This is a genomic window from Pseudomonas sp. SJZ080 (genome assembly GCF_007828295.1).
GTDB classification, from domain to species: Bacteria; Pseudomonadota; Gammaproteobacteria; order Pseudomonadales; family Pseudomonadaceae; genus Aquipseudomonas; species Aquipseudomonas migulae_A.
In genome coordinates this window covers 80,710-97,729 of the sequence record NZ_VIUK01000003.1, presented here as the reverse complement: position 1 = coordinate 97,729, position 17,020 = coordinate 80,710, and the positions used below count along the sequence as shown (strand labels likewise).

At 59.7% G+C, this 17,020-nt stretch carries 16 protein-coding genes; 11 read left to right on the top strand and 5 right to left on the bottom strand.

The annotated features are described in order from the left end of the window. Positions 1-22: 22 nt before the first annotated feature. Entirely contained in the window at positions 23-1,204 is a 1,182-nt protein-coding gene (gene purT / locus FBY04_RS05210) for a formate-dependent phosphoribosylglycinamide formyltransferase (protein WP_084321876.1), read from the top strand. A gap of 93 nt (positions 1,205-1,297) precedes the next feature. Here the strand turns inward: purT and FBY04_RS05205 are convergent, their stop codons facing one another. The 3 genes from FBY04_RS05205 to FBY04_RS05195 form a co-directional block, all read right to left on the bottom strand. Beyond that, positions 1,298-2,614, bottom strand: coding sequence for an MFS transporter (locus FBY04_RS05205; protein WP_145314708.1), 1,317 nt, complete (start codon positions 2,612-2,614; stop codon positions 1,298-1,300). Between the two features lie 197 nt (positions 2,615-2,811). Further along, positions 2,812-4,047, bottom strand: coding sequence for an HlyC/CorC family transporter (locus FBY04_RS05200; RefSeq protein ID WP_084321878.1), 1,236 nt, complete (start codon positions 4,045-4,047; stop codon positions 2,812-2,814). A 12-nt stretch (positions 4,048-4,059) separates the two neighbouring features. Beyond that, positions 4,060-4,872: an inner membrane protein YpjD gene (locus tag FBY04_RS05195; protein WP_084321879.1), complete on the bottom strand. Its 813-nt coding sequence runs from the start codon at positions 4,870-4,872 to the stop codon at positions 4,060-4,062. A 195-nt stretch (positions 4,873-5,067) separates the two neighbouring features. Here FBY04_RS05195 and ffh point away from each other — a divergent pair, with 195 nt between their 5' ends. The 10 genes from ffh to FBY04_RS05140 all read left to right on the top strand — a co-directional run bounded on the left by ffh (position 5,068) and on the right by FBY04_RS05140 (position 14,629). Continuing rightward, entirely contained in the window at positions 5,068-6,444 is a 1,377-nt protein-coding gene (gene ffh, locus FBY04_RS05190) for a signal recognition particle protein (protein WP_084321880.1), read from the top strand. Between the two features lie 250 nt (positions 6,445-6,694). Beyond that, positions 6,695-6,946, top strand: coding sequence for a 30S ribosomal protein S16 (rpsP, locus tag FBY04_RS05185; protein ID WP_003198088.1), 252 nt, complete (start codon positions 6,695-6,697; stop codon positions 6,944-6,946). Positions 6,947-6,951: 5 nt separating this feature from the next. After that, positions 6,952-7,488, top strand: a complete 537-nt coding sequence (rimM, locus tag FBY04_RS05180) for a ribosome maturation factor RimM (protein WP_017340266.1) — start codon at positions 6,952-6,954, stop codon at positions 7,486-7,488. Positions 7,489-7,490: 2 nt separating this feature from the next. Further along, positions 7,491-8,243, top strand: a complete 753-nt coding sequence (trmD, locus tag FBY04_RS05175) for a tRNA (guanosine(37)-N1)-methyltransferase TrmD (RefSeq protein WP_007897583.1) — start codon at positions 7,491-7,493, stop codon at positions 8,241-8,243. Positions 8,244-8,288: 45 nt separating this feature from the next. Then, positions 8,289-8,639 carry a 50S ribosomal protein L19 gene (rplS, locus tag FBY04_RS05170; protein WP_003175895.1) on the top strand — a complete coding sequence of 117 codons (351 nt, stop codon included), beginning with the start codon at positions 8,289-8,291 and terminating at the stop codon, positions 8,637-8,639. Between the two features lie 99 nt (positions 8,640-8,738). Continuing rightward, a complete protein-coding gene (gene xerD / locus FBY04_RS05165) occupies positions 8,739-9,635 on the top strand; it encodes a site-specific tyrosine recombinase XerD (protein ID WP_084321881.1) in 897 nt (298 codons plus the stop codon). 258 nt (positions 9,636-9,893) lie between these two features. Beyond that, complete coding sequence (gene dsbC, locus FBY04_RS05160) at positions 9,894-10,625, top strand: bifunctional protein-disulfide isomerase/oxidoreductase DsbC (protein WP_084321882.1); 732 nt, start codon at positions 9,894-9,896, stop codon at positions 10,623-10,625. Positions 10,626-10,759: 134 nt separating this feature from the next. Continuing rightward, a complete protein-coding gene (locus FBY04_RS05155) occupies positions 10,760-12,064 on the top strand; it encodes a homoserine dehydrogenase (RefSeq protein ID WP_027924910.1) in 1,305 nt (434 codons plus the stop codon). A 66-nt stretch (positions 12,065-12,130) separates the two neighbouring features. Continuing rightward, positions 12,131-13,540: a threonine synthase gene (gene thrC, locus FBY04_RS05150; RefSeq protein WP_084321883.1), complete on the top strand. Its 1,410-nt coding sequence runs from the start codon at positions 12,131-12,133 to the stop codon at positions 13,538-13,540. Between the two features lie 804 nt (positions 13,541-14,344). After that, complete coding sequence (locus tag FBY04_RS05140) at positions 14,345-14,629, top strand: DUF3509 domain-containing protein (RefSeq protein WP_084321885.1); 285 nt, start codon at positions 14,345-14,347, stop codon at positions 14,627-14,629. 175 nt (positions 14,630-14,804) lie between these two features. On the opposite strand, the gene FBY04_RS05135 is transcribed toward FBY04_RS05140, so the two are convergent. Together FBY04_RS05135 and FBY04_RS05130 are read right to left on the bottom strand one after the other, a co-directional pair. Next, positions 14,805-15,764: a TIGR02285 family protein gene (locus FBY04_RS05135; RefSeq protein ID WP_145314706.1), complete on the bottom strand. Its 960-nt coding sequence runs from the start codon at positions 15,762-15,764 to the stop codon at positions 14,805-14,807. Next, a complete protein-coding gene (locus FBY04_RS05130; RefSeq protein WP_145314705.1) occupies positions 15,718-16,917 on the bottom strand; it encodes a CaiB/BaiF CoA-transferase family protein in 1,200 nt (399 codons plus the stop codon). Before FBY04_RS05130 ends, FBY04_RS05135 begins: the two co-directional genes overlap by 47 nt. Positions 16,918-17,020: the final 103 nt, after the last annotated feature.

Here is a 17,020-nt window from a genome sequence, read left to right as displayed (position 1 = left end):
TCCGCTCCTTTGAGGACCTGAGATGACCCGTATCGGAACTCCATTGTCGCCAACCGCGACCCGCGTATTGATGTGTGGCTGTGGTGAGTTGGGCAAGGAAGTGGTGATCGAGCTGCAACGCCTGGGCGTTGAAGTGATTGCCGTCGACCGTTACGCCAACGCACCGGCCATGCAAGTGGCCCACCGCAGCCACGTGATCAACATGCTCGACGGCGCCGCCCTGCGTGCGGTGATCGAAGCCGAGAAGCCGCATTTCATCGTGCCGGAAATCGAAGCCATCGCCACCGCGACCCTGGTCGAACTGGAAGCCGAAGGTTTCACCGTGATCCCGACCGCGCGTGCCGCGCAGCTGACCATGAACCGTGAAGGCATCCGGCGTCTGGCCGCTGAAGAGCTGGACCTGCCGACCTCGCCGTATCACTTCGCCGATACGTTCGAGGATTACAGCAAGGCCGTTCAGGACCTGGGATTCCCATGCGTGGTCAAGCCGGTCATGAGTTCGTCGGGCAAGGGCCAGAGCCTGCTGCGCAGCGTCGATGATGTGAAAACCGCGTGGGATTATGCACAAGAAGGCGGTCGCGCCGGTAAAGGTCGCGTAATCATCGAAGGTTTCATCGACTTCGACTACGAAATCACCCTGCTGACCGTGCGTCACGTCGGCGGCACCACATTCTGCGCGCCGGTCGGTCACCGTCAGGAGAAGGGCGACTACCAGGAATCCTGGCAGCCTCAAGCCATGAGCCCGGTTGCCTTGGCGGAATCCGAGCGCGTGGCCAAAGCGGTCACTGAAGCCTTGGGCGGTCGTGGTCTGTTTGGGGTCGAGCTGTTCATCAAAGGCGATCAGGTGTGGTTCAGCGAAGTCTCGCCGCGTCCGCATGACACCGGCCTGGTGACCCTGATTTCTCAGGACCTGTCACAATTCGCACTGCACGCGCGGGCCATTCTGGGCCTGCCGATTCCGTTGATCCGTCAGTTCGGGCCTTCGGCTTCGGCGGTGATTCTGGTGGAAGGGCAGTCGACCCAGACGGCTTTCGCGAATCTGGGCGCTGCGTTGAGCGAGCCGGATACGGCATTGCGTCTGTTTGGCAAGCCTGAGGTGAATGGTCAGCGCCGGATGGGTGTGGCGCTGGCGCGGGATGAGTCGATCGAGGCTGCCCGGGCTAAAGCAACCCGTGCTTCTCAGGCTGTCGTTGTAGAGCTTTAAAAGCATCGCCAGCAAGCCGGCTCCTACAGGTCCGCATGATTTCCAGGTCACGCATCAACCTTGTAGGAGCCGGCTTGCTGGCGATTCGATCTATCAGCCAACCCGATTCAAATCGTTATGCCGCGTCTCCTTCAGGCACAGCACCGCAATCAGACTCAGCACCGCCGCCCCGGACACATACCCGCCGACATAACTCAAGCCGCCCATCGCCACCAGCTTCTGCGCGAAGAACGGCGCCGCCGAGGCTCCGACAATTCCGCCCAGGTTGTAGGCTGCTGATGCGCCGGTATAGCGCACGTGTGTCGGAAACAGCTCCGGCAGCAGCGCACCCATCGGTGCGAACGTCACGCCCATCAGAAACAACTCGATGCACAGGAACAGCGCCACGCCCCAGGTCGAACCCTGGGTCAGCAGCGGCTCCATCAAGAACCCGGACAGAATCGCCAGCACGCCACCGATGATCAGCACCGGTTTGCGCCCATAACGGTCACTGGCCCAGGCCGACAACGGCGTCGCGGCGGCCATGAACAGCACGGCGAAGCACAGCAGCGCGAGGAAGGTTTCGCGGGTGTAGCCCAGCGTCGACACGCCATAACTCAGTGAAAACACCGTCGAGATGTAGAACAGCGCATAGCACACCACCATCGAACCGGCGCCCAGCAGCATCGGCGCCCAATACTGGCTGAACAGCTCGACCAGCGGGATCTTCACCCGTTCCTGACGGGCCATGGCATTGGCGAACACCGGAGTTTCGTGCAGCTTGAGGCGCACGTACAGGCCGACCATCACCAGCGCGGCGCTGAGCAGGAACGGAATCCGCCAGCCCCACGAACGGAACTGTTCGTCGTCCAGCGTCATCGCCAGCGTCAGGAACAAACCATTGGCGGCGAGAAAGCCAATCGAAGGGCCGAGTTGCGGAAACATGCCGAACCAGGCGCGCTTGCCCTTGGGCGCATTCTCCGTCGCCAGCAATGCCGCACCGCCCCATTCGCCGCCCAGGCCCAAACCCTGGCCGAAGCGCAGCACGCACAGCAGGATCGGCGCCCAGGCCCCGATGCTGTCATAACCCGGCAGCACGCCGATCAGCGTGGTGCACACGCCCATCAGCAGCAAGGAGGCGACCAGAGTCGATTTGCGCCCGATGCGGTCACCGAAATGGCCGAACAGCGCCGAGCCCAGCGGCCGAGCGAGGAAGGCGATGCCGAAGGTGAGAAATGCCGACAGCATCTGGGCGGTGCCGGAGGTCTGCGGAAAGAACACCGGGCCGATCACCAGCGCAGCGGCAGTGGCATACACGTAGAAGTCGTAGAACTCGATGGCGGTGCCGATGAAACTCGCGGTGGCCACTCGGGTGGCGGAGTTCGTCGGTTGCGCGGGCATGGTTTCGGTATAAGTCGTGCTGGTCGTCATGCGGTTATCCCTGACAGTCATGTGCCCCAGTGGAGCGAATTATTATGGTTGAACACCCAGGGATGTGGGTTTGAAGCGGAGTGCGGGTAGCACGGGGGTGGGGCGGGGCTTGGGTAAGCGGGATCGATTATGCCATGGTCGATGCGGCTTTTTGTAGGAGCCGGCTTGCTGCGGGCGGCTCCTGCAGAATGGGGTGGTCAGACAGTTGTGTGTGTCGCAGCTGTATGCCAGATCAACACGCGAGTAACGCGATTGTCTTCCGTCTCCAGGATTTCCAGCCGATAACGCCCGATCTTCAGGCACACCGCGCTGTCCGGAATCGTCTCCAGCGCCTCGGTCACCAGCCCGTTAAGGGTTTTCGGGCCATCGCTGGGCAAGTGCCAGCCGAGGCTTTTGTTCAGGTCGCGTATCGACGCTGCCCCATCGATCACCAGGCGTCCATCGGCCTGCGGATGGATGTGCGGGTTGTCCAGGCTGTGCTGGCTTTCGAATTCGCCGACGATTTCTTCAAGAATGTCTTCCAGGGTCACGATGCCCAGCACTTCGCCGTACTCGTCGACCACCATGCCCAGGCGCCGCTGCTGCTTGTGGAAATTCAGCAATTGCAGTTGCAGCGGGGTGCTTTCCGGTACGAAGTACGGATCGTGACATGCGGCCAGCAGCGCTTCGCGGGTCAGCTGGCCATCGGGCAGCAGATGGCGGATCTGCCGGGTGTTGAGCACTGCTTCGACCTGATTGATGTCGCTGTGGAAAACTGGCAGGCGCGTGCGCCGATTGGCGCGAAGCTGTTCGAGGATTTCTTCGATCGAGTCGTCGAGGTTGATCCCGTCGACATCACTGCGCGGCACCAGAATGTCGTTGACTGTGATGTTGTCCAGCGCGTGGATGCCCGACACCGGATGCGGGCGACAGACAGACTGTTCAAGGTCGTCGCGCCGATCATTCGGCGTCTCGTCTTCGCTCTGCTGCACCACATTGGCCTTGCGGGCAAACGGTCGCATCAGCAACTGGCTGATGCCGTTGAGCAGCCAGGCGGCCGGGTAAATGATTTTCAGGGGGGCGCCAAGCAGGGTGTTGCCCAGGGACAGGATCGCGTCAGGGTAGCGAGCGGCGAGGGTGCGCGGCAGATAGTCGGCGAACACCAGCAGAATCACGCCGGCGCCGAGGCAAGCCGCCCATGGACCATTTTCGGCCCAGGTGAAAATCGCCAGCAAAGTGCTGATGACTACCACCAGTGCGCGGCACAGGGTGTTACAGAGAATCAGGCTGTTGAGCGGAAAACTCAGCTTCGCCACCGGCTTGTCGCTGGAGCGCGAGGCCGTGCGTTGGGCCAGCAAGTGCTGCTGCGCCGCCTCGATGGCGGTAAACAGCCCCGACCATAAAATCAACAGGGCCACTACAGCGAGCATCGGCCCTATGGGCAAGTCGTCCATTAATGCCGCCCGTCAGATGTGCAGGATGTATTCACGGACCAGCTTGCTGCCGAAATACGCCAGCATCAGCAGGCAGAAACCGGCGAGGGTCCAGCGAATGGCCTTGTGTCCGCGCCAGCCGAGGCGGTTACGACCCCAGAGCAGCACGCTGAAGACGATCCAGGCCAGGCACGCCAGCAGGGTTTTGTGCACCAGGTGCTGGGCGAACAGGTTGTCGACAAACAGCCAGCCAGAAATCAGTGACAGCGACAACAGCGTCCAGCCGGCCCAGAGGAAACCGAACAGCAGGCTTTCCATGGTTTGCAGCGGCGGGAAGTTCTTGATCAGCCCGGACGGATGCTTGTGCTTGAGTTGATGGTCCTGAACCAGCAGCAGCAAGGCCTGGAACACCGCGATGGTGAACATGCCATACGCGAGGATCGACAGCAGGATGTGCGCAAGGATGCCCGGCTCTTCATCGATGATCTGCACCGTGCCGGCCGGGGCGAACTGCGCCAGTAGCACGGTCGCGGCACCCAGCGGGAACAGTAATATCAGCAGGTTTTCCACCGGAATCCGCGAGCAGGCCAGCAGGGTCAGGGCGATGACCGCAGCGGCGATCAGGCTGGCGGCACTGAAGAAATCCAGGCCCAGGCCGATGGGCGTCAGCAGATGGGTGAACAGGCTGGCGCTGTGAGCCAGCACGGCCAACACGCCGAGCGTGACCAGCAGGCGTTTGTTCGCCTTGGCGCCGGTGGCCAGGCGAGTGCCCTGATAGATAGTCGCAGCGGCGTATAAGAAGGCGGCGGCGAGGGTAGTCAGCAAACTGGGTGACAAGGGGAGCATAAATCCTGTTAGGCAAGCCCGAAAGGCGCTGAGTTTGGCATAGAACCCACACACCACGAAAGTGCGAGGTGTCCGCCAGTCACAGTCTTCGCTATAATCCGCGACCTGCCCACGCCGCAGGCTCGCCGAGCACATGTTGATTCCGGTCTGGGCCGCCATTATCCCGGTCTACACAGGGCCTGAAAGGATCGCGCAATGTTTGAAAACTTAACCGACCGTCTCTCGCAGACGCTGCGCCATGTCACCGGCAAGGCCAAGCTGACCGAGGACAACATCAAAGACACCCTGCGCGAAGTGCGCATGGCGTTGCTCGAAGCCGACGTCGCCTTGCCGGTCGTCAAAGACTTCGTCAACTCGGTCAAGGAACGCGCCGTCGGCACCGAGGTGTCGCGCAGCCTGACGCCGGGCCAGGCCTTCGTTAAGATCGTCCAGGCCGAACTCGAAAGCCTGATGGGCGCGGCAAACGAAGACCTGAACCTGAGCGCCGTCCCGCCTGCCGTCGTATTGATGGCCGGTTTGCAGGGCGCGGGTAAAACCACCACCGCCGGCAAACTTGCGCGCTTCCTTAAAGAGCGCAAGAAGAAGTCGGTCATGGTCGTGTCCGCGGACGTTTACCGTCCTGCGGCGATCAAGCAGCTGGAAATGCTCGCGGGTGAAGTGGGCGTTACCTTCTTCCCGTCCGACCTGAGCCAGAAGCCGGTCGAGATCGCGCAAGCGGCTATTAAAGAAGCAAAGCTCAAGTTTATTGATGTGGTCATCGTCGATACCGCCGGTCGCCTGCACATCGACGAAGAGATGATGGGCGAGATCAAGGCGCTGCACGCCGCGATCAACCCGGTCGAAACGCTGTTCGTGGTCGACGCCATGACCGGTCAGGACGCCGCCAACACGGCCAAGGCCTTCGGTGATGCACTGCCGCTGACCGGTGTGATCCTGACCAAGGTCGACGGTGATGCCCGTGGCGGTGCCGCGCTGTCGGTTCGCGCCATCACCGGCAAGCCGATCAAGTTCATCGGTATGGGCGAGAAGAGCGAAGCGCTCGAACCGTTCCACCCTGAGCGTATCGCGTCACGCATCCTCGGCATGGGCGACGTGCTCAGCCTGATCGAGCAGGCAGAAGCGACCCTCGACAAGGACAAGGCCGACAAACTGGCCAAGAAGCTGAAAAAGGGTAAGGGCTTCGACCTCGAAGACTTCCGCGATCAGCTGCAACAGATGAAGAACATGGGCGGCCTTGGCGGTCTCATGGACAAACTGCCGAACATCGGCGGCGTAAACCTGGCGCAAATGGGCAATGCCCAGGGCGCGGCAGAGAAACAATTCAAGCAGATGGAAGCCATCATCAATTCCATGACCCCGGCCGAGCGCCGCGACCCTGAGATGATCAGCGGTTCGCGCAAGCGCCGGATCGCCATGGGGTCCGGCACCCAGGTGCAGGACATCGGTCGCTTGATCAAGCAGCACAAGCAGATGCAAAAGATGATGAAGAAGTTCTCCGCGAAAGGCGGAATGGCCAAAATGATGCGCGGCATGGGCGGTATGTTGCCCGGCGGCGGCATGCCGAAAATGTAAAGAATCCGCGCCGGCAGTCATGTCGGCGCAGACCCGCAGGGATGCGGGATCTCCAGCAAACCCGCGCTTGGCGGGAGCTGACTGGCCGTTTTCAACGACGGCTCTATAGCAAATCTGGATGGCGGCCGATAGACCGCCGGAAAAAGTCATTTGCAAAAGTCCGGATATTCCTTAGAATATGCGGCCTTTCGGGCACCTATGCCCGCTGTGCCTTTAGATTTGCAGCACCGACTACAGGAACGATGTTCACATGCTAACAATCCGTCTTGCCCTTGGCGGCTCCAAAAAGCGCCCGTTTTACCACTTGACCGTAACCGACAGCCGCAACCCGCGCGACGGTTCGCACAAGGAACAGGTTGGTTTCTTCAACCCTGTTGCTCGTGGTCAAGAAGTTCGTCTGTCCGTGAACCAAGAGCGCGTAGCCTACTGGCTGAGCGTTGGTGCACAGCCTTCTGAGCGCGTTGCTCAGTTGTTGAAGGAATCTGCTAAGGCTGCGGCCTGAGCAATATGAACGCGACGCCAGCTGTTGCTGATGATTTGATCGTTATCGGCAAAATTTATTCTGTTCATGGCGTTCGCGGCGAAGTGAAGGTGTATTCCTTTACTGATCCAATCAAGAACCTGCTGGACTACAAAACCTGGACGCTCAAGCGTGACGGCAATGTAAAGCAGGTAGAGCTGGTCAGCGGACGCGGGAATGACAAGTTCCTGGTCGCAAAGCTCAAGGACCTCGATGATCGTGAAGAAGCTCGTCTTCTGGCCGGTTATGAGATCTGCGTGCCGCGCAACCTGTTCCCGGAACTGACCGACGGCGAGTACTACTGGTACCAGCTGGAAGGTCTCAAGGTTATCGACACCCTCGGGCAACTGTTCGGGAAGATCGATCACCTGCTGGAGACTGGCTCGAACGATGTCATGGTGGTCAAGCCTTGCGCTGGCAGCCTGGATGATCGCGAACGCCTGTTGCCCTATACGGAGCAATGCGTGTTGGCCATCGACCTGGCAGCAGGCGAGATGAAGGTGGATTGGGACGCGGACTTCTAAACGTGGCTAACTTGCGCGTAGAAGTGATCAGTTTGTTTCCCGAGATGTTCTCCGCCATCAGCGAGTACGGCATCACCAGTCGGGCGGTGAAACAGGGGCTCTTGCAGCTCACCTGTTGGAATCCGCGAGACTACACGACGGATCGACATCACACTGTGGACGATCGCCCATTTGGCGGTGGCCCGGGCATGGTGATGAAGATCAAGCCCCTGGAAGATGCTCTGGTTCAGGCCAAGGCAGCAGCCGGGGAGGCGGCGAAGGTGATTTACCTGTCCCCCCAAGGCCGTCAACTGACTCAGTCGGCGGTACGCGAGTTGGCGAATCTGGATGCATTGATCCTGATTGCCGGCCGCTATGAAGGCATTGACGAGCGTTTTATTGATGCTCATGTCGATGAAGAGTGGTCGATTGGCGACTATGTACTGTCTGGCGGCGAGCTGCCGGCGATGGTCCTGATCGATGCGGTTACACGACTGCTGCCTGGAGCTTTAGGGCATGCGGACTCCGCCGAGGAAGATTCCTTTACGGATGGTTTGCTGGATTGCCCGCACTACACCCGACCGGAGGTGTATGCGGATCAGCGTGTTCCCGACGTATTGCTAAGTGGCAATCACGCGCACATCCGGCGTTGGCGTTTACAGCAGTCCCTTGGTAGGACCTTTGAACGACGCGCCGATCTTCTGGAAAGCCGCTCGCTTTCTGGAGAAGAGAAGAAGCTGCTCGAGGAATACATCCGCGAGCGGGACGATAGTTAACAACGTATCGATGGTAGATCCGACGATTTACCTTAGGAGCACAGCATGACTAACAAAATCATCCTTGCACTCGAAGCAGAGCAGATGACCAAAGAGATCCCTACCTTTGCCCCGGGCGACACCATTGTCGTTCAGGTGAAAGTGAAGGAAGGCGACCGTTCGCGTCTGCAAGCGTTCGAAGGTGTTGTTATCGCCAAGCGTAACCGCGGCGTAAACAGTGCTTTCACCGTTCGTAAAATCTCCAACGGTGTTGGCGTAGAGCGTACTTTCCAGACCTACAGCCCGCAAATCGACAGCATGGCCGTTAAACGTCGCGGTGACGTACGTAAAGCCAAGCTGTACTACCTGCGTGACCTGTCCGGTAAAGCAGCTCGCATCAAGGAAAAACTGGCTTAAGTCCAGCTTCCGATGCAGAAAAAAGCAGCCTACGGGCTGCTTTTTTGTTGCCTGCGATTTATCTTCCCTGACCGTACTGTCGGTCTTGCCTGAGCCTTTATGCCTGCCATCGATCATCCCTTGATAGACCAGTTTCTCGACGCGCTGTGGCTGGAGAAAGGTCTCTCCGATAACACCCGCGATGCCTATCGCAGCGACCTGGCCCTGTTCAACGGCTGGCTGCAGGACAAAGGGCTGGAGTTGATCAACGCTGGCCGCGAATTGATCCTCGATCACTTGGCCTGGCGCCTGGAACAGAACTACAAACCCCGTTCCACTGCGCGATTTCTCTCGGGTGTTCGTGGCTTTTATCGCTATCTGCTGCGGGAAAAATTGATCGCGGTCGATCCGACGTTACGCGTCGATATGCCTCAACTCGGTAGGCCGTTGCCCAAATCCCTGTCGGAAGCAGACGTAGAAGCACTGCTGAAGGCTCCGGACTTGAGCGAAGCGATCGGCCAACGAGACCGCGCCATGCTTGAAGTGCTTTACGCCTGCGGCCTGCGGGTGACGGAGCTGATCAGCCTGACGCTGGAGCAGGTCAACCTGCGCCAGGGCGTGCTGCGAGTGATGGGCAAGGGCAGCAAGGAGCGGCTGGTGCCGATGGGCGAAGAGGCGATTGTCTGGGTCGAGCGCTACATGCGTGACGCCCGTGGCGAGCTGCTCGGTGGACGTCCCAGCGATGTACTGTTTCCCAGCCAGCGCGGCGAGCAGATGACGCGCCAGACCTTCTGGCACCGGATCAAGCATCAGGCCAAAGTCGCCGGAATCGGTAAATCGCTGTCTCCACACACCTTGCGTCATGCCTTCGCCACGCATTTGCTCAACCATGGCGCCGATTTGCGGGTGGTGCAAATGCTGCTCGGCCACAGCGATCTGTCCACGACTCAGATCTACACCCACGTCGCCCGGGCGCGTTTGCAGGATCTGCACGCCAAACATCACCCCCGCGGTTGATCACAATCCCTTGTGGGACCGGGCTTGCTCGCGAATGTGGTGTATCAGTCGACATCTTCTTTGACTGGCACACCACATTCGCGAGCAAGCCCGCTCCCACATTTGAATCTGCGTAGACCAGAATGTCGTGCGACAGGCGCATTCGGCCACAGGGGCCTTATGTGGTAGGCTTTGCCGGTTTGCACGATGGGCGGTTATGACCCGGTGTTTCGGCACGGGCGTTCTGATCGTCCCATTTGTCCGCCTTCAGGAGTTCTCATGCGTCTGACCCAGATTTTCGCCGCCGCAGCCATTGCGTTGGTCAGCACCTTTGCCGTCGCCGATGACGCGGCCGACAAAGCCATCCGTAAAAGCCTGGAAACCCTCCAGCTCGAAGTGCCGGTAGAAAGCATTTCCGCCAGCCCGTTGCCTGGCCTGTACGAAGTCAAACTCAAGGGCAGCCGCGTGCTCTATGCCAGCGCCGACGGCCAGTACGTGGTTCAGGGCTACATGTTCCAGCTCAAGGACGGCAAACCGGTCAACCTCACCGAGAAGGCCGAACGCCTGGGCATTTCCAAGCTGGTCAACGCAATTCCTGTTGCGGAAACCGTGGTTTACCCGGCCATCGGCGAAACCAAATCGCACATCACCGTCTTCACCGACACCACCTGCCCGTACTGCCACAAACTGCATGCCGAAGTGCCTGAGCTGAACAAGCGCGGCATCGAAGTGCGTTACGTCGCGTTCCCGCGCCAGGGCCTGGGCTCGCCGGGTGACGAGCAACTGCAAGCCGTGTGGTGCTCCAAAGACAAGAAAGCCGCCATGGACAAAATGGTCGACGGCAAGGAAATCAAGGCCGCCAAGTGCGATAACCCGGTTTCCAAACAGTTCGCCCTCGGTCAGTCGATTGGCGTGAACGGCACACCGGCCATCGTTTTGGCCGACGGTCAGGTCATTCCGGGCTACCAGCCTGCGCCACAAGTCGCCAAACTGGCGCTGGGCGCGAAGTAAATTCGCATCGTCACGGCCAGCCTTTGACGATCATGGTCCGGCGGCAACATTTGCCGGGCCATTAATAGAGAGCCGCGAGCATGCGGCTGTTTTCACGGCCGGCCTTGAGTCGGCCGTTTCATGGGGAGTTCACAGTGAAACCGGTCAAAGTAGGCATCTGTGGGTTAGGGACCGTCGGTGGCGGTACCTTCAACGTACTTCAGCGCAACGCCGAGGAAATTGCTCGTCGTGCCGGGCGTGGAATCGAAGTGGCACAAATTGCCATGCGCACGCCAAAGCCTCAGTTCCAAACGACCGGTATTGCGATTACCAACGATGTCTTCGAAGTGGCCACGAACCCTGAGATCGACATCGTTATAGAGCTGATGGGCGGCTACACCGTTGCCCGCGAGCTGGTACTCAAGGCCATCGAGAATGGCAAGCATGTGGTCACCGCGAACAAGGCGCTTATCGCCGTTCACGGTAATGAAATTTTCGCCAAGGCTCGCGAGAAAGGCGTGATCGTGGCATTCGAAGCGGCTGTGGCCGGTGGCATTCCGGTGATCAAGGCGATCCGTGAAGGCCTGTCGGCCAACCGCATCAACTGGGTCGCCGGCATCATCAACGGCACCGGCAACTTCATCCTCACCGAGATGCGCGAGAAGGGTCGCACCTTCGAAGACGTACTCGCCGAGGCGCAAGCCCTGGGTTACGCCGAAGCCGATCCGACCTTCGACGTTGAAGGCATCGACGCGGCCCACAAGCTGACGATCCTGGCGTCCATCGCGTTCGGCATCCCGCTGCAATTCGACAAGGCTTACACCGAAGGCATCACCAAGCTGACCACGGCTGACGTGAATTACGCCGAAGCGCTGGGCTATCGCATCAAGCACCTGGGCGTGGCGCGCAGCACGGCGGCTGGCATCGAGTTGCGCGTACACCCGACGCTGATCCCGGCCGATCGCCTGATCGCCAACGTCAACGGTGTGATGAACGCGGTGATGGTCAACGGTGACGCCGCCGGTTCGACACTGTTCTACGGCGCCGGCGCCGGCATGGAGCCGACCGCATCGTCGGTGATCGCCGACCTGGTGGACGTGGTTCGCGCCATGACCTCCGATCCGGAAAACCGCGTGCCGCATCTGGCCTTCCAGCCGGACTCGCTGTCGGCGCATCCGATCCTGCCGATCGAAGCCTGCGAAAGCGCCTACTACCTGCGCATTCAGGCCAAGGACCATCCGGGCGTGCTGGCTCAGGTCGCGAGCATCCTGTCGGAGCGCGGCATCAACATCGAATCGATCATGCAGAAAGAAGTCGAAGAGCATGACGGTCTGGTGCCGATGATCCTGCTCACTCACCGTGTGCTGGAACAGCACATGAACGACGCGATCGCCGCCCTCGAAGCCCTGACAGGCGTGGTCGGTCCGGTCGTACGGATCCGCGTCGAGCACCTGAACTAAGCCGTTATCGTTCACCGGGCCTGCGTGCGGGCCCGGGTTTGCGAACACTGTCTATTGGAGCCAGTCATGCGTTATATCAGTACCCGCGGCCAGGCACCGGCCCTGAATTTCGAAGACGTCCTGCTGGCCGGTCTCGCCACCGACGGCGGTCTGTACGTCCCGGAAAACCTGCCACGTTTCACCCAGGAAGAAATCGCTTCCTGGGCCGGCCTGCCCTATCACGAGCTGGCCTTCCGGGTGATGCGCCCGTTCGTCACCGGCAGCATCCCGGATGCCGATTTCAAAAAGATTCTTGAAGAGACTTACGGCGTGTTCTCGCACAACGCCGTCGCGCCGCTTCGTCAGTTGAACGGCAACGAATGGGTGCTGGAGCTGTTCCACGGCCCGACCCTGGCGTTCAAGGACTTCGCCCTGCAACTGCTCGGCCGTTTGCTCGACTACGTGCTGGAAAAACGCGGTGAGCGCGTGGTGATCGTTGGCGCTACGTCCGGCGACACCGGTTCGGCCGCCATCGAAGGCTGCAAGCACTGCGAAAACGTCGACATCTTCATCCTGCACCCACACAACCGGGTGTCCGAAGTGCAACGTCGCCAGATGACCACCATCTTCGGCGAGAACATCCACAACATCGCCATCGAAGGCAACTTCGATGACTGCCAGGAAATGGTCAAGGCGAGCTTCGCCGACCAGAGCTTCCTCAAAGGCACGCGCCTGGTGGCGGTGAATTCGATCAACTGGGCGCGGATCATGGCCCAGATCGTTTACTACTTCCACGCAGCCCTGCAACTGGGCGGCCCGGCGCGTTCGGTGTCGTTCTCGGTGCCGACCGGCAACTTCGGCGACATCTTCGCCGGTTACCTGGCGCGCAACATGGGGCTGCCGATCAACCAGTTGATTGTTGCCACCAACCGCAACGACATCCTGCACCGCTTCATGAGCGGCAATCAGTACGTCAAGGAAACCCTGCACGCCACGTTGTCGCCGTCGATGGACATCATGGTGTCGTCGAACTTCGAACGCTTGCTGTTCGACCTGCACGGTCGTAACGGTGCGGCGATCGCCGGGCTGATGGATTCGTTCAAGCAGGGCGGTGGTTTCAGCGTTGAACAGGAGCGTTGGACTGAAGCGCGCAAGCTGTTTGATTCGCTGGCTGTGGATGATGCGCAAACTTGCGAAACCATTGCTGAGGTTTACGAGCAGACGGGTGAGTTGCTGGATCCGCACACGGCCATTGGCGTGAAGGCTGCGCGTGAATGCCGTCGTAGTCTGGATATTCCGATGGTGATCCTTGGCACTGCGCACCCGGTCAAATTCCCGGATGCGGTGGAGAAGGCGGGTGTCGGCAAGGCGTTGGAATTGCCGGCGCATTTGGCTGATCTGTTTGAGCGGGATGAGCGTTGCACGGTGTTGCCGAATGACTTGAAGGCTGTTCAGGCGTTTGTCAGTCAGCATGGGAATCGTGGCAAGCCGTTGTAATCGGATGGATTGATTGGGGGCATATCCGTTGCTGCGGTAACGGCGGCTATTGGTTTCGCTTTTACAGCGAGTCACTTTGGAAAAGCCGGAATGCCGGCCCAGCCCAAAGTAACCAAAGGGCTCTTGCCCCCGGTGCCTCGCTTCGGTCCTGCTCCGCAGGCCCGCCGCCATCGGCCATCCATGGCCGTGGGCGGCTACCGCGACAGCCGCCGAGGCGGCCTGAAAGCCGACCTGGCTCATTTTGCGTACGCGTTTTCCTTCTCTGCTACGGCCACTCCCTCCGGATATACACACCGCTCCCCTGTAGGAGCCGGCTTGCTGGCGATGGCGTCCGTTCCGTCACGCACTCATTGCCTGATCCACCGCTATCGCCAGCAAGCCGGCTCCTACGGGGGAGCGTATTTATCCAAACACATCTGCATTCCCCTTGTAGGCGCCAGCTTGCTGGCGATGGACGTCAACGATAACGCGGGCTGCCTGAATGAACGCGTCGTCCGGACGCTTTTCGCCAGCAAGCCGGCTCCTACAGGACATCGCGTACGCTTTTGCTTTTCCCCACGCTTGGCGCTCCTCCAAGGGGCTCAATAGCCGCCCTCACCGAAGAAACGGATATCCACCCGATCCCGATCAACCACCAAAACCCAGGCCATACACAAACCTGTCATCTCCCCCATGCATGCTCCATCAACCAGAGACGCCGATGCGTCTGCAACTGAAATCCAGAACTTTCTTCTCGGGCCAATGGTCACTTATTGTGAACACGCCCCAGGCACTTCGTTTTCGGACTATTGAGTGGTGATCGAGATGGAAAGTATCAGTCTATTGCTCGGTGAGGCTCTGAGCCCGTATCAGGTAACGTTGACCCCATCAGGCACCCACGGCGAATGCCTGGTGACACTGAAGAGCTCGACCGGCGCCATCGTGGTCGAACGGGCATTCAATCAGGCTCAGTTGAGCGACAAACGTCTGCTCACGGATGTCGTCGACGGGTTGCATCGCGATCTGATGATTGCCGAAGGACGCCTGGAACCCTGCGTAATCGCGGCATTGCGCAATGCGGCACAGGACAAGGTCCTGGGCCGGCCGTAAGTGAATTATTTTTTACGGGAACCTTACGGGCCCAAGGTCAGTCAGAGCATGTAACAGCAGGATCAAGCATTGTGCTCCGGTGCTTGTAACCCTGCTGCTACTGGTCTTTTTGTAGACCACGTTTAACCCCGAGATGTCTCCCCACTTCTCGGGGTTTCTTTTTGCCCGCGATTTGTCATGGCTGCGCCTGTTGCTCGAAATACTGCCTGGATTCTTCCAGATAGGCGCCGCGACTTTCCGGGTCGAGCCACGCGGCGTACGCCTCACTTAAGCACTCATGGGGCAGTTTTCGCAGCAATTGATTGATCTCGACAATCGCCTGCCGGCCTTTGGGCGTGTCGGTGCAGCCGATGTAACCGGACAGGAATTTCTCCGCGCCGCGAATCGGGTAAAACAGCAATTCATCCTCGGCGATCCCTTGCTGCTGAGCCTGGTAGCGGATTTCCGGGCGGTACCCCAGCAAGAGCCGCAAGCGCCCCAGACGTTGCATTTGCAACAGGCTACCCAAGGCGTCGTTGCCGTAGTGCGGGGTGAGCGAGTCAGCCGGTGCCTGTTTGAGCAGCGCGTCGAGGTACTCACCGTAGTTGCGCTCGGCAATAATGCCCAGCTTCTCGCCGCCGCTCGCCAGGAAGGCAGTCAGGTCCAGTTCACCGTCCTGGATGAAGGGCGCAAGGGTCTCGCGGTCAACGCGCCGCACAGCCACGCCGTTACTCATCGCCCGAAACACCGGAATGGAAAATGCGATCCAGCGCTCGCGTTCCTTGCTCCGGTTCAACGCTGCATCACACGTAAGGGAAGGCTCGTGGAGCATTTGCAAGGCGCGAGCGCGATTGACCCGCATCAAGGTGTGTTCGTATTGCGGCATGCCGGCGATCAACAGCGGTAACAGTTGATCGATGACGCCCTGGCCTTTTTTCGGTCCTTCGAAAATCGTCAGCGGGGGGAGATCCCGCAACAGCCAGACCATGGTTTCCTTGGGTTGTGCCATCGCTGATGGCGTTGGAACAACGAGCATCAACACGGCCGCGAGCGCGTATACCGCCCTCGCGCGGTGGTGAGTGATAAGCAGCGAAAGCAGGCACTTCAGACTAGATGGCCCCGTCTTCACGCAGCTTTGCGATCTGTTCCTTGTCATAGCCAAGATCGTTGAGTACCTGCGTATTGTGTTCGCCCAACTGCGGCCCGACCCATTGCGAACTGCCGGGTGTCTCTGAGAGTTTCGGCACGATTCCCGGCATCTTGAAATCTTTGCCGTCCGGCAGCTTCGCTTTCAGGAACATTTCCCGCGCCAGGTACTGCGGATCATTGAACATGTCTTCGGCACTGAAGATCCGGCTGGCGGGAACGTCGGCCTGATTCAACTGCTCGATGATGGTGTCCAGCGGCAGCGAATTGACCCAGCGATCAATCACTCCATAAATCTCGTCGCGCCGGCTGTCACGCCCGTCGTTGCTGGCCAGCGCCGGGTCATTGGCCAGGTCTTCACGGCCGATGATCAGCATGAAACGTTTGAAAATCGCATCGCCGTTGGCGCCGATCTGCACATGTTTGCCATCGGCGCTGGTGTGGATCGAGGAGGGGGTGATGCCGGGCATGATGTTGCCGGTGCGTTCGCGAATGAAGCCGAACACGTCGAACTCCGGGACCATGCTTTCCATCATGGCGAAGATCGCTTCGTACAGCGCCACATCCACCACTTGACCGAGACCGCCGTTGACCTCGCGATGACGCAAAGCCATCAACGCACCGATCACGCCCCAGAGCGCGGCAATCGAGTCGCCGATGGAAATCCCGGTGCGCACCGGTGGCCGATCCTCGAAACCGGTGATGTAGCGCAAGCCGCCCATGGATTCACCGACGGCGCCAAAACCCGGTTGATCCTTCATCGGCCCGGTCTGGCCGAAACCCGAAAGGCGCACCATCACCAGTTTTGGGTTCAGTGCGTGCAAGACGTCCCAACCCAGACCGAGCTTTTCCAACACGCCGGGGCGAAAATTCTCGATCAGGATGTCTGCTTCACCGAGCAGCTTTTTCAGGATCGCCAGGCCGTCCGGGTGTTTCAGGTTCAAGGTCAGGGACTTCTTGTTGCGTGCCTGAACGAACCACCACAGTGACGTGCCTTCATACAACTTGCGCCATTTGCGCAGCGGATCACCGCCGTCGGGGGATTCGATCTTGATCACTTCGGCACCGAATTCGCCGCAGATGCGCGAGGCAAACGGCCCGGCGATCAACGTGCCCAATTCGATGACTTTCAGGCCTGAGAGTGGTTTGGCGGTGAACGGCATACTGGTGGATCCTGTAGGACAAGGACTTGGCTGATACAGCGTTTTAGCACAGCCCGCTGTCAGTCGCTCACGGTTGATGGTCGCGAATTCGTTGATTGTCTGC